Raw genomic sequence first — 21,782 nt, forward strand, 5'->3', positions numbered from 1 at the left:
CAAGAACAGTCAAGAAATAGGCAGCATGGTACGATCTGAAGCTCAAGGGCGCCTGCCTGGCATCGCCCCTGTTTCCGTCATCGACATTGGCTCGAACTCGGTTCGCGTGGTGATTTACGAAGGCCTGACCAGGGCACCGACCGTTCTCTTCAACGAGAAGGTTCTGTGCGGTCTTGGCAAGGGTCTCGGCTCGAACGGCCGGATGGACGACGAGGGCGTGTTGCGCGCGCTCGCCGCTCTCAGACGGTTCAAGGCGCTGTCCGACCAGGCGCAGGCGACGGAAATCTACGTCCTTGCAACGGCCGCCGCCCGCGAAGCCTCCAACGGCCCTGATTTCATCGCCAAGGCGGAGGAAATCCTCGGCCAGGAAATTCAGCTCCTGTCCGGCGAGGAAGAAGCCAAGTATTCGGCTCTCGGCGTGATCAGCGGCTTCCACGAGGTCGACGGAGTTGCCGGCGATCTTGGCGGCGGTTCGCTTGAACTGATCGACATCAAGGGACATGAGTTCGGCAAGGGGATCACCCTGCCTCTCGGCGGCCTGCGCCTGTCGGAATCATCAGGTGGCTCCATCTCCAAGGCGCGCACCTTTGCCCGCAAGCAGGTCAATACCGCCCGCTTCCTGGAAAAGGGCGAGGGCCGCACCTTCTACGCCGTTGGCGGTACCTGGCGCAACATCGCCAAGCTGCACATGGAAATCACCAAATATCCGCTGCACATGATGCAGGGGTATGAACTGACCTTCGAGGAAATCCAGAAATTCCTCGAGGACGTGATTGATGCCAAGGATTCCAAGGATCCTGCCTGGCAGGCCGTCTCGAAAAGCCGTCGTTCGCTTCTGCCCTTCGGCGCCGTGGCCCTGCAGGAAGTGCTCTCCGTCATGAAGCCGTCGGTCGTCAGCTTTTCGGCGCAGGGCGTGCGGGAAGGCTATCTCTATCATCTGATGCCGGATGAGGAAAAGCAGGCCGATCCGCTGGTCGTGGCTGCCGATCAACTCGCCATCCTGCGCGCGCGTTCGCCGGAACATGCGCGCGAGCTTGCCGATTGGACCGGCCGCATGGTGCCGTTCTTCGGCATTACCGAGACCGAGGAAGAAAGCCGCTATCGCAGGGCTGCCTGCCTGCTGGCCGATATCAGCTGGCGTGCGCATCCCGATTACCGCGGCGCCCAGGCACTTAACGTCATCGCCCACTCGTCCTTCGTCGGCATTACCCATGCGGGCCGCGCCTACCTAGCGCTCGCCAACTACTACCGGTTCGAGGGTTTGAGCGACGACGGTGCCACCGGCCCGCTCTCGACGATTGCGACACCGCGGCTGCTGGAACTGGCTAAACTGCTCGGCGGATTGTTGCGGGTCGTCTATCTGTTTTCGGCCTCGATGCCTGGCATCGTCAATAACCTGACTTTCCGCCAGTCGAGTTCGCCCGATCTCGACATGGAATTCGTCGTTCCGCACGCTTACCGCAACTTCGCTGGGGAGCGGCTGGAAGGTCGGCTGCAGCAGCTTGCCAAGCTGACCGGCAAGAAGCTCGCCTTCGTGTTCGAATAGCAGCTGTTGCGAGAACAGATGCATCAGATCTAGACGGTTGCAACTGATCGAGCTTCGGCTTATCTTCGGTTGAACAGGCATGCCTTATGTTGGTGTTGGCTTCGAGGGGGCTCGAACATGGCAGTGGCAGATCAAGGCGCGAACAATCATGCGGACGGTGGGGCCAATAACGCGCTGGCGCCCGAGAACAATTTTCCGGAAAAATACTTTGTTGCCGGCGTGGCCGTCGGGCTCTTTCTCGTGCTGCTGGGTACTGCGATCCTTCTCTTCGGACGCAGCCAGACCGCCTCCTCGCTGACCATCTGCGTCGGTTTCGGGCTGGTGCTTGCGGCGTTCGGTGCAAAGGTTGCAGGGAACTGGGCCGGCTGGTCGGTGACCGGGGCCGGCGCCATGGCAGTCGTTCTGTTTCTAATGCTCCAGCAATTTACGCCGCCTGGCACGCCGGCGCTGTTTAAAGGCGAGATCAGCGGCGACTTCTCGCATGTCGCCGATATCCGCATAATCGATGACGAGCCGCTCTACATCTACAAGGATGCCATGGTCCGACGGATCAAGTTTCTTGGCCTCGGTACATCGCTACAAAGCACGCAGATGCGGATGCAGGTCGATACAATCGAAAAGGAAGCTGGCAAAGAGTATTTCGAGCTTATCGGCGATGCCCAGAAAATCCGAGCAATTTTCGCCGAAGGCCGGCCGGTCCAGTGGCGCTTCGACTATAATGCGCGGCAGGTCAAGAACGGCTCGCTGGTTCTCCTGTCCGAACTGGATACGCTTTCACCTGGGCCGACAGCGGAGGTTAGCGGCAGCACGACAGGTGCATGGTGGGATCTGAGCGCGTTCGCTCAGGCGGCGGTTCGGCCGGAAGCATCGGTCGATCAAATTCAAGAGGCGCTTGCCGGCCTGCGGAACGAGGATACGTTCCTGAGGCGCAATTCCCGCGACTTTCTGGTTTCTGCCGGAGTTGTCGCAGTGCCCATGATGCTGTCTGCGCTGCACGCATCGCCGGACGATTACCGCGTCAAGCTCGGCGTGGTCTATGCCCTGGCAGAAATGATCCGCTCCGACCCCAACCTGGCGTCGTCTCTGTCGCAAAAGTTGACCGCTGAGGATTTTCCGTTGCTGATCCAGGCGGCCGCAGATCCGGACAAGACTATTCGCTACCAGGCAGCAGATTTTCTGTACCGCCTGCAGGATCCGCGGGCCGTGGAGCTGAGCGTAAACGCTGCCAAGGATACGACAGATCAGGGTGTGGCCAATAACCAGATCCTGATCCTGCGGCAGTCGGGGAGCAATCTTTCCTCGTCGCAAAAGAGTGACATCGTCCGTCAGCTCAATGATCCTTCGACGAATTTGAACAGAAGCTTGAAAGCGCCATCATCGCTTAACGACGTCCTGAAATGGTAGATCCGGGCGATACCTGAGCTTTAATACGTCCAGGTTCGAGGTGTCATGGAGTCGAAAAGGGTACTTGCCGATGCAGATACCCTTTTCGGTTTCGTCGTGGTGATGTCCGGGCTCTAGAGGCCTGCCGATCACCGCCTCACTGCTTTACTTCGCGTTGAGGAACTCGGCGGCTTCGATCAGGCTGAACTCGTTGTCATCAGCCTTGTTGACGGCGCGACCGGCCGAGAAGGGCAGGTTGTTGTCATTGCCGATGATCAGGTGTGTCGCGTCGATCTGGTCGACATTCTCGATCGTCACGAACGGCATGTCGTAGATGCCGTCCTTCGAGCCAGCCATCTTCTTGCTGTCGGGGTCCTTGATGTTCAGAAGGTCGATATAGCCGATCTTGCGGACGGCCGCGCCGACATTGGCGTCGGTCATCTCGATCTTGTAGACGCGCTTCAGTTCGGCCGGCGCATCAAAGCAATCCGGTTTCGGCTGCTTCGGATCGGCGCAGGCCTTGTCCTTGGTGCCGGCGCCGTTGTCGCGTTCGATGACGAGCGCGGTGGTGGCATCCAGCATGTTGAAATCGCCGATCGCGACACCCTTTTCAGACAGCGGATAGAGCCAGGAACGACCGGTCCAGCTTTTCGAAGCGATGTCGAATTCGATGACGCGCAGCGCGGTGCGCCCATCGGCCTGTTCGACCTTGCCGTCGTCGAGGAAGATCGGGCCTTCCAGCAGGCCGTAAAGCTTCTGCCCATCCTTCGATAGTGCCATGCCTTCATAGCCACCCGAACGCTTCAGGTTGAAGACCGGCATCTTGGCGGCGGGGTTGGCCGGCATCGAAAGGGTCGGGTTGTCAGGCGAGGTGACCTTCTTGCCGTCGACGGTGGTGGCAACGACATCGGTCAGCTGGCCGAGCATGTCGACCTTGATGAGGTAAGGCCCGAATTCCTCGCCGAGCCAGAAACCGTCTGCGACGGGCTGGATCGATTCGATGTCGAAATCGGCGCCGGTCAGGTAGCGCTTGTCGCTGCCTTCCATGGCGATCGGGAAGGGGGCGATCTTGTTCGGGTCCGACAGGAAGATGTTCTTGACGACATCGACCTTGTTGGTCGCCCAGTCGAACTTCACCTGGTGCAGGAACAGCATCGCGTCGGAGGAATTGGCCTTGGAGCCGAAACCGTTGTCGGAGAGCGTCCAGAACGTGCCGTCTGCCATCGCCTTGATCCCGGAAAAGCCCTGGATCGGTTGACCGTTGAATGGCAGCTTGACGTCGGTGACGCGAACACCGTCCTTGCCGTCGATCGATCCGAGCTTTTCCGTGCGCTTGCGGTCCGGCGTGGTGAACTTGCCCGATGTCTTGAGGAATTCAGGCGCATCGGTTGGAGCAGCAGTCACCGTATTGGCCGGCAGGATTGCCTGGCCTGTGAGCTTTGCCGGAAATTCGCGGTCGTCGGCCAATGCCGTGCCGGCGAGGAGAGCACTTACGAAGGCGGAGGCTAAAAAGGTCTTGGTCATCAAATCACCTGTTCGATTGAGAAGAACACGCGACGTCGATAGGCGGCACGCATGACGGTGAGGTGATGATCGGTTGACGCTTGGATGAAGGTTTTACGTCGGTTTCTTGACGGTGCCAGAGCACGTAGTTCAAGCGTCGCGGAGCCGGGCTGGAACGCTGCAAATAACTGGGATTTAAACGAGAAGGGATCGCGCTCCGGCGCTCCGGAGGCCGATCCCTTGTATTCTGAAAGACGGTGAGGACGAGCCTTACAGCTCGACCGCCTCGACCTTCTTGTTGACGAAGCGCAGCGCCACGCCGCCTTGGATCAGCTTGAGCGCCGTGTCGCCGAACAGTTCGCGACGCCAGCCGGAAAGGGCGGCCACTTCGGCCAACTCGCCTTCGGCAGCAATCTTTTCCAGATCGTCGGTATTGGCGAGCACCTTGGCGGCAACGCCCTGCTTGTCGGAAATGAGCTTCAGCAGAACCTTCAAGAGTTCGACGGCAGCGCCCGTGCCTTCTGGCAGATGCACATGCTTCGGAGCATGCGGCATCTCGGTCTTCGGCAGCGCCAGCGCCGTATTGACAGCCTCGACGATCGCGGCGCCTGAGGATGAGCGTTCCCAGCCCTTCGGCACGGTGCGAAGACGTCCGAGAGCTTCGGTATCCTTCGGCTGCTGCTGGGCAATCTCGTAGATCGCATCGTCCTTCAACACGCGCGAGCGCGGCACGTTGCGGCTGCGCGCCTCACGTTCGCGCCATGCGGCGACGAATTTCAGGATCGCCAGTTCGCTTGGCTTCCTCAGCCGCGACTTCAGACGAAGCCAGGCATCGTCGGGATGCAGATCATAGGTCGACGCGCTCTCGAGAACCGCCATTTCCTCCGTCAGCCAGAGGGCACGGCCTTCACGTTCCAGTTGTTCTTTCAGAGACAGATAGACGTCGCGCAGATGGGTGACGTCAGCCAGCGCATAGTCGAGCTGCTTTTCGGAAAGCGGCCGGCGGCTCCAATCGGTAAAGCGCGACGACTTGTCGATCTGCACGCCCTTGATGCGGTTGACCAGCTGGTCGTAGGAGACGCTGTCGCCGAAGCCGCACACCATGGCGGCGACCTGCGTATCGAAGATCGGGTGCGGCACGAGATTGCCGAGATGGTGGATGATCTCGATATCCTGGCGCGCGGCATGAAACACCTTGGTGACCGCCGTGTTCGCCATCAGCTCGAAGAAGGGCTTGAGGTCGAGCCCTTTTGCCAGCGGATCGACGAGAACTTCGACTGTCGGGCTCGCCATCTGGATCAGGCAGAGTTCCGGCCAGAAGGTCGTCTCTCTCAAGAACTCCGTATCGATGGTGATGAAGTCTGACTGAGCCAGCTTTTCGCAGGCTTCCTGAAGGGCAATTGTTGTTTCGATCATCGTCTCATTCACGTGCAGGTGGTCAACCTTCCTTTCCCTTCCCGCCGCAGATGTCAAGACAAACGGCCAGCCTTTCCCCGCAGCAGCCGGCTATTTCCTGTTGTTGCCGTCAGCGTCCCTGTCCTTGTCGCCACCACGGTCCGCAGGGTCTGCAAGCCGGTTGAAATAGGCCGACGTGCGCAGGAGGGCCCGGAAGCGCGAACTCCGCTGCTGCGGCGGCACCGGTGCCCGCACCTGCATCCGGCGCAGCGCGTAGATCGCGAACCCGGCGAAGATGAAGGACGTGTAGAGAAAGAATGCGCGCGGGCCATAGAATTCCAGCAGTGCTGCGGCAAGCAGCGGTCCGAACGTGGCGCCGACCGACCAGAAGAACAGCAAGCCTGCCGCAATCACCGCGTGTTCGCCGGGCTTGGCATGGTCGTTGCCATGCGCCGAGCAGAGCGAATAGAGCGGCATCGAAAAGGCGCCGAACAGGAAGACGCTGATGATATTGGCCGTCTCGTTGCTGCCCGCGCCGAACGACAGATAGGCGCCGGTGATGACGGACCCGATCGTCGTCCACAGGATGACGCGCCGCCGGTCGAGCTTGTCCGAATAGACGCCGAGCGGATATTGCAGTACCACGCCGCCGATGATGCCGGCACTCATGAAGGTCGCGATCGACGTGATACTCATGCCGATCTCCTTGGCGTAGATCGGCCCAATATTGCGAAAGGCCGCCATCGACAGACCGACCGCCACGACGCCGACCACAGCGAGCGGCGAAATGCGCCACACGGTTCTCAGATCGAATGAGATGGAGGCCGGTGGCGTCGGCCCCGACTTGTCGGCGATGGATATCGGCACAAGCGAAAGCGTCAGCGCGATGGCGATGATGTTGAAGATGACAGGTCCGTCGATGCCGAAGGTCGGGATCAGGTATTGCGCGATCGTGACCGAGCCGAGATCGACGAAACGGTAGATCGACAGCGTCCGCGCGCGGTTCTCGTTGGTCACCTGCGAGTTGATCCAGCTCTCGACGGTGGCAAACAGGCTGGCGATAGTGATGCCGATCAGGAAACGCATGGCGAACCAGAAGACGGGGTCGATGACCATTGATAGGGCGATCGAGGCGGACGCAGCGATTGCCGCCATGGCCGCAAAGGTGCGGATATGGCCGATCGAGCGCAGCAGCCTTGCCACATAGATGCAGCCGATCGCAAAGCCGACACTGTAGCCGGCACCGATCAGGCCGATGACCGACGGCGAAAAACCCTCGGCCGAACCGCGCAGCGCGATATAAGTGCCCTGGAGCCCGTTGCCGCCGATCAGGATCCCTGCGGTGATCAGAAGCGGTATCAGCGGGCGGATCTGGTTCATCGGATGCTTTCGGGCATGGTCGGCAGGCGCAGAGACTCAGCCAGCGCGCTGGCCGTATCGACCCATTCTGGTTATGACATCCTCCTATGCAACTCTAGCCGTAAAAGCGGGGGAAAGGGCTCGAGCGCCGCGGGAGACTGTGACAAGTCTTGACAAAGCAGGCCCACCATGCGCTTTTCCGGCCGATTTTCATGGGTTCGTACGGCTGTGCTTCGCGCGCCGATGAAGCCGCTTTCAGCATCAGTCCAGGATAAAAGACAATGCATCGTTACCGCAGCCACACCTGTGCAGCCCTCCGCAAGTCGGATGTCGGCTCCAATGTCCGTATCTCCGGCTGGGTTCATCGCGTCCGTGACCATGGCGGCGTTCTGTTCATCGACCTTCGCGACCATTATGGCATGACCCAGGTCGTTGCCGACCCGGACAGCCCGGCCTTCAAGTCGGCCGAAGTCGTGCGTGGCGAGTGGGTCATCCGCATCGACGGCACCGTCAAGGCGCGTTCCGACGAGACCGTCAACAAGACGATGGCGACCGGCGAGATCGAACTCTACGCACAGGAGATCGAAGTCCTGTCCGCTGCCAAGGAACTGCCGCTGCCGGTGTTCGGCGAGCCGGAATATCCGGAAGACGTGCGCCTCAAGTACCGCTTTCTCGATCTTCGCCGCGAAACGCTGCACAAGAACATCGTCAAGCGCACGCAGATCATCGCTGCCATGCGCCGCGAAATGGCTACCTGTGGCTTTACCGAATATTCGACACCGATCCTGACCGCATCGTCGCCCGAAGGCGCGCGCGACTTCCTGGTTCCAAGCCGTATCCATCCCGGCAAGTTCTTCGCGCTGCCGCAGGCGCCGCAGCAGTACAAGCAGCTGATGATGGTGGCGGGCTTTGACCGCTACTTCCAGATCGCACCGTGTTTCCGCGACGAAGACCCGCGTGCCGACCGCCTGCCAGGCGAATTCTACCAGCTCGACCTGGAAATGAGCTTCGTTACCCAGGAAGAAGTCTGGGAGACGATGGAGCCGGTCATGCGCGGCATCTTCGAGGAGTTTGCCGAAGGCAAGCCGGTTACCAAGGAGTTTCCGCGGATTCCTTACGACGTCGCGCTGCGCAAATACGGCTCCGACAAGCCGGACCTGCGCAACCCGATCGAGATGGAAGCCGTCACCGAGCATTTCGCCGGCTCCGGCTTCAAGGTGTTCGCAAACATGATCGCGTCGAACCCGAAGGTCGAAGTCTGGGCGATCCCGGCCAAGACCGGCGGTTCGAGAGCGTTCTGCGACCGTATGAACGCCTGGGCGCAGGGCCAGGGCCAGCCGGGTCTCGGCTACATCTTCTGGAAGGAAGAAGACGGCAAGATCGCGGGCTCCGGCCCGCTCGCCAAGAACATCGGCGAGGAGCGCACCGAAGCCGTTCGCACCCAGCTCGGCCTCGAAGCGGGCGATGCCTGCTTCTTCGTCGCTGGCGATCCAGACAAGTTCTACAAGTTTGCCGGCGAAGCCCGTAACCGCGCTGCCGACGAACTGAACCTTTCCGACAAGAACCAGTTCGCTCTGTGCTGGATCGTCGACTTCCCGTTCTTCGAATACAACGAGGAAGACAAGAAGATCGACTTCGCCCACAACCCGTTCTCGATGCCGCAGGGCGGTCTCGACGCGCTGGAAAACCAGGATCCGCTGACGATCAAGGCCTACCAGTACGACATGGTTTGCAACGGCTTCGAAATCGCCTCTGGCTCGATCCGTAACCAGCTGCCGGAAGTCATGGTCAAGGCGTTCGAAATGGTCGGCCTTTCGCAGCAGGACGTGGAAGATCGCTTCGGCGGCCTCTACCGCGCATTCCAGTACGGCGCACCGCCGCATGGCGGCATGGCAGCCGGCGTCGACCGCGTCGTCATGCTTCTGACCGGTGCCAAGAACCTGCGCGAGATCACGCTGTTCCCGATGAACCAGCAGGCTCAGGACCTTCTGATGGGCGCGCCATCGGAAGCGAGCCCCTCGCAGCTGCGCGAACTGGCGATCCGCCCGATCCCGCCGGTCAAGAAGGACTGATCTTCGGTTCTATTTCTGTGACGAGATTGGAAAGCCCGGCGCTCGAAGGAGGCCGGGCTTTCCCGTTTGAGCAGGGCAGGGCTTGGTTGCAGTGCAGCGATCAGACCTTGGTCGGACGGAACCATCGCCGCGTACTTCGAGTTGTAGAGGCAGAATAAACAAATGGAGTAAGACTATGCGCAAGATCGTACTGACCGCTTCGGCGGCATTCATGGCGCTTTCGAGTGCAGCCTTCGCCCAGACGACGATCATCACGCAGGAACCAGCAATGGCACCCGCAACGGTTGTCATGCCAGGCGAAGTCCGCACCTACGTGATGGAGCAGCCGGTTGAATCCGTGCCGTACGAAGGCGACGTTCTGGTCGGCCGCGTGCTGCCGGAAGCTGTCCAGGTTCGTCCTGTGCAGGGATATGACTCCTACGGTTACACGGTCGTGAACGATCGCCGCGTCATCGTCGACCCGCAGACGCGCACGGTTATTCAGGTCCTGGAATAGGACCTGTCCGATTTCGGATAGTATTTGAGAGACCGGGGCTGCCACCGCAGCTCCGGTCTTTTTGCGTCGGAGCTTTTAGTCCGTATCGCTTCGGGGCCGCTACCGTCACCGTCTCGCAGATATTCCCGTACCACGCTTGGCATCTGCAATTCTCTCCGCTATAGGTCGCCCATCACAAGGACTCAGGTGAAACTCCCGAGTGGCTCTTCCGGCCGCCGATCCGCCGGACAACGCAAAGCATCAGCCGTCTTTCTCACCCTGGAGGATACCTCCCGGCGGATGCGCTTTATTTGCGAAGTTTCCAATACATGACACAGTCAATTTCCGCCTATCGGCGCGAATGGTTTTCGAACATTCGCGGCGATCTCCTTGCCGGCATCGTCGTTGCGCTCGCGCTCATCCCCGAAGCTGTCGGTTTTTCCATCATTGCCGGCGTCGATCCAAAGGTCGGCCTGTTCGCCTCGGTCGCCATTGCCTGCACCACCGCGATCACCGGTGGCCGCCCGGCCATGATCTCGGCCGCCACGGCTGCCACTGCGGTGCTGATGGGGCCCCTGGTGCGCGATCACGGCATCCAGTACCTGTTTGCCGCAACCATCCTGATGGGCATCCTGCAGATCTTCGCCGGCATGCTGAAACTCGGTCGCCTGATGCGGTTCGTGTCGAAATCGGTCATGACCGGCTTCGTCAACTCACTGGCGATCCTGATCTTTTTGGCTCAGCTGCCGCAACTCATCAACGTTCCCCAGGTGACCTACCTGCTCATCGCATTGGCGCTCGGCATCATCTATCTGTTTCCCTATGTAACCAAAGCCATCCCGTCACCCCTTGTGGCGATCGCTGCCGTTACCATTCTGGCGCTCTCCTTCGGCATAGAGGTTCCGACCGTTGCCGATCTCGGCGCGATGCCGACGGCGCTTCCGGACTTCCTGTTGCCGGACGTACCACTGACCTTCGAGACGCTGCGGATCATCTTTCCGTACTCGCTGGCACTCGCAGCCGTCGGTCTTCTGGAATCGCTGCTGACCGCACAGATCGTCGATGAAATGACAGACACGACCAGCAGCAAGACAAAAGAATGTTTCGGTCAGGGCAGCGGCAACATCGTTGCAGCCCTCTTCGGCGGCATGGGCGGCTGCGCCATGATCGGCCAGTCGGTGATCAACGTCACGTCAGGCGGGCGAGGCCGGCTTTCGACCTTTGCCTCCGGCATATACCTGCTGATCCTGCTTCTGGTACTTGATGATATCCTCCGCATTGTGCCGGTTGCAGCACTCGTGGCCGTCATGATCATGGTTGCGATCGGCACGTTCTCTTGGAAGTCGGTGATCGATCTCAAGCGGCATCCCGGTACATCCTCGATCGTCATGCTCTCGACCGTCGCGGTTGTTCTGGCAACGCACGATCTGTCGAAGGGCGTCATCGTCGGCGTGCTTCTGTCGGGTGTGTTCTTTGCGGGCAAGGTGGCCAGGATGGTGCGCGTGTCCTCCAGCCTTTCCGAAGACGGCAAGGCAAGAACCTATGCGGTTGAAGGACAGGTCTTCTTCGCCTCGGCAGACGCTCTCGTTGACGCCTTCGATTTCGCCGAAAGCCTGGAACGCGTCACGATCGACGTTCGCCGTGCGCACCTCTGGGATATCTCGGCCGTCGGTGCACTCGACCGTGCAGTGATGAAATTCCGTAGCCGCGGCATCGCCGTCGAGGTGATCGGTGCCAACGAGGCAAGCGCCTCGATGATCGACCGGTTCGCGCTGCACGACAAGGAACACGCAGCCCTTTCGGCCCCCCCCGGACACTGAAGCGGCGCACCTATCCTGAACAAGACAAAGCCCCGGCAATCGCTTGCCGGGGCTTTTTCATTCATCCCGTAGAGGGAAGCGATCAGTCGTTCGCGGAGACCTTGACGCCCAGCACGTTCGGCAGCGTGTTCGGTGCGCCCATTGCCGCGCCCATGATCATCGGGAACGGAACAGGGTTTGCCGGCTCTGCCGTGATCGTCAGGTTCTCGGGCTTGTCGAGATAGGTGTTGACGGCCTGGCTCAGCATGTTCTGCAGTTCCGGAATGTTATACTGCGACAGCACGATCGGCGTCATCGCCTTGATCATCTGTGCCATCTGCGGGCCGTTCGAACCCTGCTTCTTGCCGGCATAATCCAGCGCCTTCGCCGTCACGCCATCATCCTCGAAGCGGATCTGGGCCGCGTTGAACGTGAGCCGCTGCATCAGGCCGAGCATGGCAAGGTTTGCCGCCTGTTGCGCTTCCTGCTTGTTCGGGTTGGCTTCCAGCGCCTTTGCGGTTTCCTGCGCGGACTTCAGGAAGTCGATCGTATAGCCGGAAAAGCTGAAGGACAGGTCGAGGCGGCCAACCTTGTCGAAGTCGATGGCATATTCCTCGACGGCGACAGTACCGTCGTTCTGCGTCCATGTGCCATTGAGGTTGATGCTGCCATCCAGAGTGTTGACGCCAAGCGCCTGGATTGCCTCGCGCGACTGCGGGTCGTCGATGATGCTGAGATCCGCCTTGATTTCGTTCAGCGCCATATCGAAGTCGATACCGGAATTGTCGTCCGCAACCTCCGTCGTGACGCTGCTCGGGCCGACTGTGAGAACGGTCTTGCCGCCGACTGCGACGGTCGTGGCGCCGGTCTTGGCTTCCTCGTAGAGCAGGAGCGACTCGATTGTGTTCTTCGTGGCGTCCGCCGGTACCGTGACGCCGCTCATCGTGATGTCGGACGCGCTGATCGTGGTGGCTTCATGCGAAACGTTGATGTTAGGGAAGGTCACCTTGTCGATCGTGTAGCCACCCTCGGCTTCTTCGACGCCATCCATCGTCACAGTGCCGATCGGCATCTTCTGCGGAGCCCCTGAGGGATTGTAGGTGGCGCCTGTAAGCGTCACCTTCGACCCGTCGACGGCAACCGACTGGGCTTCGAGCGCGCCGCCCTGGATGACGAGCGCGGCGTTGATCTTCTTCAGAAGATCGTTGCCGTCGAGAGCCAAGGCCGGCCCGGCAAACACCGACAGCGCTGTGGCGGCGGCAAGCAGGCGCGCCGTGGTGGAAAAGTGGGTCATAGGTCCTCCTGGCGGGCGGCACGGCCCGGGATCAATTACAGTCTGGCTGAGGCAAGAGTTAAGGCGGACGGTGCAAAACGTCCATGCCGTAGTGTCCATTCGCTTCGGCATAATTGCGGCAGCGTAAATGTTTGTCGCCAAACAGTGAAAACTTGTGTCATCGGCCCGATCATCCACAGGGCGTTTGGATAGGTTTCTTGCCGGGAATCAGGGATTTCTATAGTCAAGTGCCATGGGAAAAATTGTAACTCCACCTGGCGACGGCTCGGGAGACGGCGGCGGCGACCACATTCAGGCGGTTGACCTGAAGGCAGCGCTCGAAGAGCGCTATCTTGCCTACGCTCTTTCCACGATCATGCACCGTGCTCTGCCTGATGTGCGCGACGGTCTGAAACCCGTCCATCGCCGTATCGTCTACGCGATGAACGAGATGGGCCTTCGCCCCAACTCGGCCTTCCGCAAATGCGCGAAGATCGTCGGTGAAGTGATGGGTAATTACCATCCGCACGGCGACCAATCGATCTACGATGCGCTTGCCCGTCTCGCGCAGGATTTCTCGCAGCGCTATCCGCTGGTCAACGGCCAGGGCAATTTCGGCAATATCGACGGCGATAGCCCCGCCGCGATGCGTTACACCGAATCGAAGATGACTGCCGTTGCCGAACTGCTGCTGCAGGGAATCGGCGAGGATGCGGTCGACTTTCGCGATACCTATGACGAGAGCAACTCCGAACCGACGGTTCTGCCCGGTGCCTTCCCGAACCTGCTGGCCAACGGCGCCTCCGGGATCGCGGTCGGCATGGCGACGTCGATCCCGTCGCACAATGCCCATGAAGTCTGCGACGCGGCGCTGCATCTCATCGCCCATCCGGATGCCAGCGTCGAAAAGCTGCTCGAGTTCATGCCGGGTCCGGATCTTCCGACCGGCGGCATCATCATCGATAACCGCGAGTCGATCCTCGAGAGCTACAAGACAGGTCGCGGCGGCTTCCGCGTCCGCGCCAAGTGGGAGATCGAGGATCTCGGCCGCGGTGGCTATCAGATCGTCGTCACCGAAATTCCCTACCAGGTACAGAAGTCGCGGCTGATCGAAAAGATCGCCGAACTGCTGATTGCCCGCAGGCTGCCGCTACTCGACGACATCCGCGACGAATCCGCCGAAGACGTCCGCATCATCATCGTGCCGAAGAACCGCACGGTCGATGCGACGCTGCTGATGGAATCGATGTTCAAGCTGACCGAGCTTGAAAACCGCATTCCGCTCAACATGAACTTGCTCTCGATGGGGCGCGTGCCGCGGGTGATGGCGCTGAACGAGGTGCTGCTCGAATGGCTGGCGCATCGCAAGGACGTGCTGGTTCGCCGCTCCCGCTACCGTCTGGCAGCAATCGACCGGCGGCTGGAAATCCTCGGCGGCCTGCTGATCGCCTACCTCAACATCGACGAGGTGATCCGCATCATCCGCGAGGAGGACGAGCCGAAGCCTGTCATGGTGGCGCGCTGGTCTCTGACCGACCTGCAGGTGGAATCGATCCTCAACATGCGGCTGCGCAATTTGCGCAAGCTCGAAGAGTTCGAGATCCGCACCGAGCACGATAATCTGACCAAGGAAAAGGGCGAGATCGAAGCGCTTCTCGCCTCCGACGAACAGCAGTGGAAGACCGTCGCCTGGGAGATCCAGGAGGTCAAGAAACAGTATGCCAAGGCGACCGAGCTCGGCCGCCGGCGCACCCAGTTCGCCAATGCGCCGGAAGCCAATCTGGAAGCAATCCAACAGGCGATGATCGAAAAGGAACCGATCACCGTCGTGATTTCGCAGAAGGGCTGGATCCGCGCTTTGAAGGGGCATGTGACCGATACGTCGGGCCTCGTCTTCAAGGAAGGAGACGGACCGAAGATCGCGTTCACGGCGCAGACGACCGACAAGCTGCTGCTGGTGACAACAGGCGGCAAGGCCTACACGCTCGGCGCCGATAAGCTGCCGGGCGGCCGCGGCCATGGCGAGCCGATCCGCATCATCGTCGACATGGAGAACGACCAGGACATCCTGACCGCCTTCGTCCACGACGCCAGCCGCAAGATGGTGATCGCGTCGACAGCGGGCTATGGCTTTGTCATTGCCGAAAGCGAGATGGTGGCCAACACCCGCAAGGGCAAGCAAGTCATGAACGTCTCGATGCCGGACGAGGCAAAGCTGGTGGTTCAGGTCAAGGGCGATCACGTCGCGATTGTCGGCGAGAACCGTAAGATGCTGGTCTTCCCGCTCGACCAGTTGCCGGAAATGACACGCGGCAAGGGCGTGCGCCTGCAGCGCTACAAGGATGGCGGCATCTCCGACATCAAGTGTTTTGCAATCGATGCCGGGCTTGCCTGGGAAGACAGTGCGGGACGCGCCTTCAACCGCAGCAAGGATGAGCTTCTCGAATGGATGGGTGACCGCGCCTCCGCCGGCCGCACCGTTCCGAAGGGCTTTCCGCGCAGCGGCAAATTCGCCGGCTGATCAGGCCTTTGGATTGAGACGGTTCGCCCTGATGGGCGGACCGGTTCAGGGGTAGGGGACCGTGTGATCCCGAAGGAACCGCGCCGCACCGTCCTCGTCGATCTCGCCGGCTGCGACGGAGAGGACGAATTGGTAGATCGTGGCGTCATCGGTATCGATGGCATACCCGTTGTCCATCAGGAAGACACCGGCTGAGACGATCGCGATCCGCTTGTTGCCGTCGATGAAAGCATGGTTCATTGCAAGAACGTAAAGATACGCTACCGCCAGCTCGATGAGGTCTGTCGATCCATATGCAACCTTGTTGACGGCAAGCATCAGCGCAGATTCCAGCGCGCCCTCATCGCGCAAACCATAAGCCCCACCGAATCTTTCGATCTGGCGCAGGTGGAGGCGTTCAACCAGCGCTCGTGAAAGAAATTGGATGGCCATCACTCGGCCAGCTTCTTGAGGCCAACCTTGTATCTGTCCATGAAGCGCTCCGCATGCTCTAGCTGACGGTTGAAATCGTCATCGAGCGGCTTCAAGACCAGCTTCCCTGCTTCTTCGCTAAGATCGATATTATCTCCCGCGCGCAACCCCATCCGCTCCAGAATCTCCTTCGGGATGATGATGCCTTCGGAATTGCCGATCTTGCGGATGGTGGTCTTCATGCGCGTATCCTCGTGTTGCAACGCGAGTTACAACATGAGGATGGCCGATTTGCAATGCCGTCGGGAGAGGGGGCGTCAGACGTCGCGCGCCGGATCGGCAAGTTCCCATCCGCGGGCCGTCAGGTGTTCCTGAGGCTGGTAGCGGGTCTTGTAGCCCATCTTGGGCGACCCCTTCACCCAGTAGCCGAGATAGACATGCGGCAGGCCGAGCGTCTTCGTGCGGTTGATATGGTCGAGGATCATGAAGGTGCCGAGAGAGCGCTTTTCGAGATCGGGGTTGAAGAAGGAATAGACCATCGACAGCCCGTCGCTCATCATGTCGGTCAGCGCCACGGCGAGCAATTCGCCCCTCGGCGTGCCAGCGATACCGTCTCCCGGCTCGCGGCGGCGGTATTCGATGACGCGGGTGTTGACGTGCGAATCCTCGACCATGATCGCGTAGTCGAGGGCGGACATGTCCGACATCCCGCCGCGCTGGTGACGGCTGTCGAGATACCGTCGGAACAGGGAGAACTGTTCGGTCGACGGCTGCGCTGGACCAAGGGTCGCAATGATGTCGCTGTTGGTCGCAAGAACGCGCCTCATGGATTTCGCCGGCTGGAAGTCGCCTGCAAGGATTCGCACGGAAACGCAGGCACGGCACGCTTCGCAGGCTGGCCGGTAGGCGATGTTCTGGGACCGTCGAAACCCGCCTTGGGTCAATAGGTCGTTCATCTCCGCCGCGCGAGGACCGACGAGATGCGTGAACACCTTGCGTTCCATTTCACCCGATAGATACGGACAAATCGCCGGTGCCGTCAGGTAGAACTGAGGTGATGGCGTTGTCTGTGTGTTCATAGAGGTGCAGCCCGGTCCGTCGTCTTGCTCGTGGCGCTACTGATCCTAGCATGGCGCATAACGCGGAAACGTCAACTGGCGCATTTGCCGGTTGACGCATCCCTAGATCACTGTTGCGGTCTTATGACCTGCGGACGACGACGGTGCCGAGGAGGAGATCGTGAACCAGCCGCGAGCGCTCGATAAACAGCCCGGCCAGGAGCACCAGCGGCGTCAGTACCGAATTGATCACCCAGAACAGTACCGTGTGAACCATGGCAGTCAGGAAATCCATCCGGCGCCCGTCGACCCGTGTCATGGCAAGCCCCATGGCGCGCATGCCCGGAGATCCCTGGCTGGCGCCACCGAGCGTCAGGCCGAAATAGAGGAGGGCGACGATGAAGAACAACGCGGGATAGAGCATGAAGCCAAGCCCGAGCGTCAGAATTCCCAAGAAGAACACGATCACCGCTGCAGGGATGCACAGCAGAAGAACGAATAGGTAATCGATGACAAAGGCGAAGATCCGGCGTGACAGAACGCCGCTATAGGCGCGCCAATTGTCCGGTGCGGCATAGGTCGGGTTCGGTTCGAAGCTCATTCGCGTGGTTCTCCAGTTGTACCAAACCCGATATAAGAGGTGGCAAGCCCAACAGCAAGGTTTGCCACCATAGGCTTTAAACCCGGCCGAGTTTCTTCGCGGCCTCGATCGCAAAGTAGGTCAGGATGCCGTCGCAGCCGGCGCGCTTGAAGCAGAGCAGCGTCTCCATCATGATCCGGTCGCCGTCGATCCAGCCGTTCATCGCCGCCGCCTTGATCTGCGAATATTCGCCGGAGACCTGATAGGCGTAGGTCGGCAGGCCGAAAGCTTCCTTCACGCGCCAACAGATATCGAGATAGGCGATACCCGGCTTGACCATCAGCATGTCGGCGCCTTCTTCCACGTCGAGTGCCGCGTCGCGCATCGCTTCGGTGCCGTTGGCGGGCGAGATGTAATAGGCGTTCTTGTCGCCCTTCAGGAGCCCGCTCGTATTGATCGCCTCACGGTACGGACCGTAAAATCCCGAGGAGAACTTTGTCGCATAGGACATGATGCCGACATCCTGGTGACCGGCAGCGTCGAGCCCGCGGCGGATGGCGCCGATGCGACCGTCCATCATCTCGGACGGCGCGATGATGTCGGCACCTGCATCCGCCTGCAGGACCGCCGCCTTGATCACCTGATCAACCGTCTCGTCGTTGACGATCATGCCCTCACGCAGGATGCCGTCATGGCCATGGCTGGTGAATGGATCGAGCGCCACGTCGGTGATGACGCCGATATTGGGCACCGCTTTCTTCGCGGCGATGGTGAACTGGTTGATGAGGTTGTTCGGATCGAGGATCGCTGATCCCGTCTCATCGCGCAGGTTCATCTCGATGTCGGGGAAGGGCGCAACAGCGGGAATGCCGAGATCTGCCGCTTCCCTGATAGCCTCCACCGCCTTGTCGACGCTCATCCGGTTGACCCCGGGCATCGACTTGATCGGATCAACGATGCCGGTGCCGGGCACGATGAAGATCGGCCAGATCAGGTCGTCCACGGTCAGCCGGTTCTCCTGCACCATGCGTCGCGTCCAGTCTGCCTTGCGGTTGCGCCGCATGCGGCGATGACCGGTGACGTGGTCGACGAGGTGGGTCTTGTCCATGACGGATACTCCGTTCTTATTGCTCGCTGCTGACGAGAGCGTTTCCTGGCTGGATTGAAACATTCTGCCGGAGCAGGCTTGTGTCAGGTCAAACGCTCTAACACGCGAGAAACTGTTTATGAATGGGGCTTACTGCGCATTGCTGCCATGCGGCCTGCTGGCGGCTCGCGACGTCTCCCGATATGATTGAAGGCATGGAATCTGATTCACCCACGGTACCCAAGCGCACGCTGACGGAAATCCTGTTCGTCGTCTTCCTCAGGATTATCGCGGTTGCCTGCCTATGGTTCGGCATCCAGTACTGGGCGATGCTGGTCGGCTATTCGCTGCACGGCATGGCGCGCTTTGATCTTCTGGCGCCGCCCTGGAAAGTGGCGGCGGCCTCGCTTGCCGTTCTGTTTCCGGTTGCCTCGCTCGGTTTGTGGCTCACCGTGTCCTGGGGCGCGGTGCTCTGGACTATCGCAGCGTTCTCGCAGGTGCTGATGTATCTCGTCTGGCCAGAAATCTTCGGACGGAACACTCTTGTGCCCATCCTGCACGGCCTCGTGGCCGCCATTTACGGCGTGTTTCGGCTCTCTTTATGGCTGGAAGAGCGGCGCAAGGCGGAGCGGGTAAGGATTGATTCACCTTGACCCTAAAGCTTTGGCGCCTTGATTTGGCCTGAAATTTTGACCTAACCCATTGATTTCAATAGGGCGGAAATAAGGGTGAGGGGGAGGCAGCTAGACTGCCGACGATTGGAAAAACTTCTGCAAGAATTTGTTAACCCTTTGTTTTAAGTCGAATTTTATGCGCTTTCGTTAGTGTCTGTCTCAAGGCGGGAATAAACAAACACACCGCCAAGCAAAACAGTGAGGCAGTCATGATGAACACGAAAATGAAGCCGCAGGCACCGGTCGCAGCAGACATCAACGAAGACCCGATCCGTTCGCTTTACATGGAATCGCTCCACCTGGTCGAGCGTCTTCACCGCCGCCTGCTCGACGTCATCAAGGACGAGTTCGACCGCCAGGGTCGCGACGACGTCAACGCCATCCAGGCACTTCTCCTCTTCAACATCGGCAACTCGGAACTCACTGCCGGTGAACTGCGCTCGCGCGGTTACTATCTCGGCTCCAACGTTTCCTACAACGTCAAGAAGCTGGTCGACCTCGGTTTCATTAACCACCAGCGTTCGCGCATCGACCGCCGCTCGGTCCGCATCAGCCTGACCAAGGAAGGCCAGGAAGTCGCAGAAACCGTCGCCAAGCTCTATGATCGCCACGTCGGCTCGATCGAAAAGGTCGGCGGCATCGGCGAAGGCGAGTTCTCGCAGATGAACAAGCTGCTGCAGCGCCTCGACCGCTTCTGGAACGACAGCATCGCTTACCGCATGTAATATCTGCCATCGCCGCGCCGCGCTCCTGAACCACCGGAGGCGCGACGGCGGCACGGCAAAGACAACTGTCGGCGCCTGCATTTCCTCCAGTCATGCAGTGGCACGACACACATATCGGGCGGAGCGTCGCAATACGCTCCGCCGATCCCGTTTCAGAGCTCCAGATGTCCTCTATCATGGTCGCCTGATGCAGGCTCTTTAAGAACACCGGAACGCAGCGTTCTCTCGCTCCACAGCGCACTCCCAACCTCCCGAAATGCCTTCGAGTTCGCGCCTGCCACATTTCCCGTTGAGTATCTCGAAGGAGGCCGAAAAGTCACGCTTTCACACGGCTTTGTGACGCTGCGGCAACTGACACGAATTGGCCATATTGCTATGGGACCGCCATGCTTGAACAGGTTCGGGAAACTCGTGCTACTCCAGATGGCCCCCCGAGCATTTCCAGCAGCCCAGCCGCGGAATTTTGCGCGTTTATTAACCATATCCCTGTAGCGCTTTTGTTTTGAAGCCTCTGGGACCAGATGGACAGGATGATGTCGAAAAAGATCGGATCGGAATTGCTTTCCCGCCGCGCCATGTTGCGTTCGGCCGTCTCCGTGGGTGCCGCCGTTCTGGCCGCGCCGGCTTTGGCGCAGTCGACGCTCGATGGCATCATGACCGCGCCTCGTCGTGGCAACTGGGATGACCAGTTCGATGCGCGTGGTTCGCGCTCGGCCGTCGGTGTCGTCTCCAACAATCCGATCCTTGGTTCCGAAGGCCCGGCAAACATCCAGCAGGCGATTGCCTTCTATCAGCAGATCGTCTCTGCAGGTGGCTGGCCAGATGTCAATTCGTCCGTGCGCCTGCAGCTCGGCGTCGTTGATCCGTCGGTGCAGAACCTGCGCCGTCGCCTGATGATCGCCGGCGATCTCGATCAGTCCGCAGGCATGTCCAGCTCGTTCGACAGCAATGTCGACGGTGCGGTCAAGCGCTTCCAGGCCCGTCACGGCCTGCCGGCAGATGGCGTGCTTGGCGAATTCAGCGTCAAGGCGATGAACGTTCCGGCCCAGACACGTCTGATGCAGCTCGAAACCAACCGGGTTCGCCTGCAGTCGATGTCCGGTGATCTCGGTTCGCGTTACGTCATGGTCAACATCCCGGCGGCCTATGTGGAAGCGGTCGAGAACGATCGCGTGGCGCTGCGCACCAATGCGGTCGTCGGCCGTATCGACCGCCCGACCCATGCGATCAATTCGAAGATCTACGAAGTCATCCTCAATCCTTACTGGACCGCACCGCGCTCGATCGTCGAAAAAGACATCGTGCCGTTGATGCGCAAGGACCCGACCTACCTGACGCGCAACAACATCCGTCTGATCGACGGTCGTGGCCAGGAAGTGTCGCCGGAAACCGTGGATTGGAATGCCCCCAAGGCGCCGAACTTCATGTTCCGCCAGGATCCGGGCAAGATCAACGCGATGTCCTCGACGAAGATCAACTTCCACAACCCGAACAACGAATACATGCACGACACGCCCCAGCAGGGCCTGTTCAACAAGCTGATGCGCTTTGAGTCCTCGGGCTGCATGCGTATCCAGAACGTGCGCGATCTCGTGACCTGGCTGCTGCGTGACACGCCCGGCTGGTCGCGTCAGGAAATCGAACGGGTTATCGCTGCTCGCCAGAACAACCCGATCAAGCTCAGCCAGGAAGTTCCGGTCTATATCGTCTATGTCACGGCATGGTCGGCAAAGGACCAGGTCGTCCAGTTCCGCGACGACATTTACCAGCGCGACGGCAACCAGGAACTGGCTCTGCAGACCACGACCGGCGTGGAGCGTGCCTCCGGTGCGATCACCGAACAGGATCTCCTGCCGCAATAAGCAGGACGTCGCTGACGAACGACGAAGTCGATTGAAAGGCCGCATCGCCCGAAAGGGTG

Annotated in this window: 18 protein-coding genes and 1 other annotated feature; of the genes, 9 read left to right on the forward strand and 9 right to left on the reverse strand. The window is 60.1% G+C overall.

Translation table 11 applies throughout. From position 1 onward, the window contains the following. Positions 1-25: 25 nt before the first annotated feature. Positions 26-1,546 (forward strand): exopolyphosphatase, encoded by a 1,521-nt coding sequence (gene ppx, locus G6K99_RS05725; RefSeq protein ID WP_062579928.1) that lies wholly within the window; start codon positions 26-28, stop codon positions 1,544-1,546. 117 nt (positions 1,547-1,663) lie between these two features. Beyond that, positions 1,664-2,950 carry a HEAT repeat domain-containing protein gene (locus G6K99_RS05730; RefSeq protein WP_174195953.1) on the forward strand — a complete coding sequence of 429 codons (1,287 nt, stop codon included), beginning with the start codon at positions 1,664-1,666 and terminating at the stop codon, positions 2,948-2,950. A gap of 144 nt (positions 2,951-3,094) precedes the next feature. On the opposite strand, the gene G6K99_RS05735 is transcribed toward G6K99_RS05730, so the two are convergent. The 3 genes from G6K99_RS05735 to G6K99_RS05745 form a co-directional block, all read right to left on the reverse strand. Further along, positions 3,095-4,453, reverse strand: coding sequence for an esterase-like activity of phytase family protein (locus G6K99_RS05735; RefSeq protein WP_174195954.1), 1,359 nt, complete (start codon positions 4,451-4,453; stop codon positions 3,095-3,097). A 249-nt stretch (positions 4,454-4,702) separates the two neighbouring features. Then, positions 4,703-5,848, reverse strand: a complete 1,146-nt coding sequence (gene rnd / locus G6K99_RS05740; protein ID WP_062453294.1) for a ribonuclease D — start codon at positions 5,846-5,848, stop codon at positions 4,703-4,705. 90 nt (positions 5,849-5,938) lie between these two features. After that, entirely contained in the window at positions 5,939-7,207 is a 1,269-nt protein-coding gene (locus tag G6K99_RS05745) for an MFS transporter (protein WP_174195955.1), read from the reverse strand. A 260-nt stretch (positions 7,208-7,467) separates the two neighbouring features. Between G6K99_RS05745 and aspS the strand changes: the two genes are divergently transcribed. The 3 genes from aspS (at position 7,468) to G6K99_RS05760 (ending at position 11,553) form a co-directional block, all read left to right on the forward strand. Then, positions 7,468-9,258: an aspartate--tRNA ligase gene (aspS, locus tag G6K99_RS05750; protein WP_062579935.1), complete on the forward strand. Its 1,791-nt coding sequence runs from the start codon at positions 7,468-7,470 to the stop codon at positions 9,256-9,258. A 175-nt stretch (positions 9,259-9,433) separates the two neighbouring features. Next, on the forward strand, positions 9,434-9,754 hold the full coding sequence (locus tag G6K99_RS05755) for a DUF1236 domain-containing protein (protein ID WP_062579936.1): 321 nt from the start codon (positions 9,434-9,436) through the stop codon (positions 9,752-9,754). A 175-nt stretch (positions 9,755-9,929) separates the two neighbouring features. Further along, positions 9,930-9,987: a sequence feature (sul1 is cis-regulatory element that is thought to sense ions involved in sulfur or methionine metabolism; They are found in Alphaproteobacteria), on the forward strand. A 75-nt stretch (positions 9,988-10,062) separates the two neighbouring features. After that, positions 10,063-11,553, forward strand: coding sequence for a SulP family inorganic anion transporter (locus G6K99_RS05760; protein WP_174195956.1), 1,491 nt, complete (start codon positions 10,063-10,065; stop codon positions 11,551-11,553). An 82-nt stretch (positions 11,554-11,635) separates the two neighbouring features. On the opposite strand, the gene G6K99_RS05765 is transcribed toward G6K99_RS05760, so the two are convergent. Then, complete coding sequence (locus G6K99_RS05765; RefSeq protein WP_062453289.1) at positions 11,636-12,826, reverse strand: hypothetical protein; 1,191 nt, start codon at positions 12,824-12,826, stop codon at positions 11,636-11,638. A gap of 232 nt (positions 12,827-13,058) precedes the next feature. On the opposite strand from G6K99_RS05765, the gene parC reads away from it, so the two are divergent. Next, positions 13,059-15,326: a DNA topoisomerase IV subunit A gene (parC, locus tag G6K99_RS05770; protein ID WP_174195957.1), complete on the forward strand. Its 2,268-nt coding sequence runs from the start codon at positions 13,059-13,061 to the stop codon at positions 15,324-15,326. A 45-nt stretch (positions 15,327-15,371) separates the two neighbouring features. On the opposite strand, the gene G6K99_RS05775 is transcribed toward parC, so the two are convergent. From G6K99_RS05775 to hemB, 5 genes are all read right to left on the reverse strand, one after another. Then, entirely contained in the window at positions 15,372-15,758 is a 387-nt protein-coding gene (locus G6K99_RS05775; protein ID WP_174195958.1) for a type II toxin-antitoxin system death-on-curing family toxin, read from the reverse strand. Next, positions 15,758-15,979 carry an AbrB/MazE/SpoVT family DNA-binding domain-containing protein gene (locus G6K99_RS05780; protein ID WP_174195959.1) on the reverse strand — a complete coding sequence of 74 codons (222 nt, stop codon included), beginning with the start codon at positions 15,977-15,979 and terminating at the stop codon, positions 15,758-15,760. The genes G6K99_RS05775 and G6K99_RS05780 overlap by 1 nt, the downstream gene beginning before the upstream one ends. A gap of 75 nt (positions 15,980-16,054) precedes the next feature. Continuing rightward, positions 16,055-16,816, reverse strand: coding sequence for an arginyltransferase (locus G6K99_RS05785; RefSeq protein ID WP_062453285.1), 762 nt, complete (start codon positions 16,814-16,816; stop codon positions 16,055-16,057). Positions 16,817-16,937: 121 nt separating this feature from the next. After that, the gene (locus G6K99_RS05790; protein ID WP_062453284.1) at positions 16,938-17,396 is read right to left on the reverse strand and encodes an RDD family protein; all 459 of its coding nucleotides are present in this window, start codon (positions 17,394-17,396) and stop codon (positions 16,938-16,940) included. Positions 17,397-17,472: 76 nt separating this feature from the next. Next, entirely contained in the window at positions 17,473-18,483 is a 1,011-nt protein-coding gene (hemB, locus tag G6K99_RS05795) for a porphobilinogen synthase (RefSeq protein ID WP_092661939.1), read from the reverse strand. Between the two features lie 194 nt (positions 18,484-18,677). On the opposite strand from hemB, the gene G6K99_RS05800 reads away from it, so the two are divergent. From G6K99_RS05800 to G6K99_RS05810, 3 genes are all read left to right on the forward strand, one after another. Continuing rightward, positions 18,678-19,115 (forward strand): DUF6163 family protein, encoded by a 438-nt coding sequence (locus tag G6K99_RS05800; RefSeq protein ID WP_062454738.1) that lies wholly within the window; start codon positions 18,678-18,680, stop codon positions 19,113-19,115. Between the two features lie 233 nt (positions 19,116-19,348). After that, positions 19,349-19,861 (forward strand): transcriptional regulator LdtR, encoded by a 513-nt coding sequence (gene ldtR / locus G6K99_RS05805; protein ID WP_062454736.1) that lies wholly within the window; start codon positions 19,349-19,351, stop codon positions 19,859-19,861. A gap of 533 nt (positions 19,862-20,394) precedes the next feature. After that, complete coding sequence (locus G6K99_RS05810; RefSeq protein WP_062454734.1) at positions 20,395-21,723, forward strand: murein L,D-transpeptidase; 1,329 nt, start codon at positions 20,395-20,397, stop codon at positions 21,721-21,723. Positions 21,724-21,782: the final 59 nt, after the last annotated feature.

The organism is Neorhizobium sp. AL 9.2.2, assembly GCF_013317225.1.
Classification (GTDB): Bacteria; Pseudomonadota; Alphaproteobacteria; order Rhizobiales; family Rhizobiaceae; genus Neorhizobium; species Neorhizobium soli.

Excerpts from the sequence above, each read along its gene's own strand:
- G6K99_RS05785 (WP_062453285.1), bottom strand. The coding sequence starts at position 16,816 with ATGAACACACAGACAACGCCATCACCTCAGTTCTACCTGACGGCACCG.
- ldtR (WP_062454736.1), top strand. The coding sequence starts at position 19,349 with ATGAACACGAAAATGAAGCCGCAGGCACCGGTCGCAGCAGACATCAAC.
- parC (WP_174195957.1), top strand. The coding sequence starts at position 13,059 with ATGGGAAAAATTGTAACTCCACCTGGCGACGGCTCGGGAGACGGCGGC.
- G6K99_RS05800 (WP_062454738.1), top strand. The coding sequence starts at position 18,678 with ATGGAATCTGATTCACCCACGGTACCCAAGCGCACGCTGACGGAAATC.
- ppx (WP_062579928.1), top strand. The coding sequence starts at position 26 with ATGGTACGATCTGAAGCTCAAGGGCGCCTGCCTGGCATCGCCCCTGTT.
- G6K99_RS05765 (WP_062453289.1), bottom strand. The coding sequence starts at position 12,826 with ATGACCCACTTTTCCACCACGGCGCGCCTGCTTGCCGCCGCCACAGCG.
- G6K99_RS05790 (WP_062453284.1), bottom strand. The coding sequence starts at position 17,396 with ATGAGCTTCGAACCGAACCCGACCTATGCCGCACCGGACAATTGGCGC.
- G6K99_RS05735 (WP_174195954.1), bottom strand. The coding sequence starts at position 4,453 with ATGACCAAGACCTTTTTAGCCTCCGCCTTCGTAAGTGCTCTCCTCGCC.
- G6K99_RS05755 (WP_062579936.1), top strand. The coding sequence starts at position 9,434 with ATGCGCAAGATCGTACTGACCGCTTCGGCGGCATTCATGGCGCTTTCG.
- aspS (WP_062579935.1), top strand. The coding sequence starts at position 7,468 with ATGCATCGTTACCGCAGCCACACCTGTGCAGCCCTCCGCAAGTCGGAT.
- G6K99_RS05730 (WP_174195953.1), top strand. The coding sequence starts at position 1,664 with ATGGCAGTGGCAGATCAAGGCGCGAACAATCATGCGGACGGTGGGGCC.
- rnd (WP_062453294.1), bottom strand. The coding sequence starts at position 5,848 with ATGATCGAAACAACAATTGCCCTTCAGGAAGCCTGCGAAAAGCTGGCT.
- G6K99_RS05745 (WP_174195955.1), bottom strand. The coding sequence starts at position 7,207 with ATGAACCAGATCCGCCCGCTGATACCGCTTCTGATCACCGCAGGGATC.
- hemB (WP_092661939.1), bottom strand. The coding sequence starts at position 18,483 with ATGGACAAGACCCACCTCGTCGACCACGTCACCGGTCATCGCCGCATG.
- G6K99_RS05775 (WP_174195958.1), bottom strand. The coding sequence starts at position 15,758 with ATGGCCATCCAATTTCTTTCACGAGCGCTGGTTGAACGCCTCCACCTG.
- G6K99_RS05780 (WP_174195959.1), bottom strand. The coding sequence starts at position 15,979 with ATGAAGACCACCATCCGCAAGATCGGCAATTCCGAAGGCATCATCATC.
- G6K99_RS05760 (WP_174195956.1), top strand. The coding sequence starts at position 10,063 with ATGACACAGTCAATTTCCGCCTATCGGCGCGAATGGTTTTCGAACATT.
- G6K99_RS05810 (WP_062454734.1), top strand. The coding sequence starts at position 20,395 with ATGTCGAAAAAGATCGGATCGGAATTGCTTTCCCGCCGCGCCATGTTG.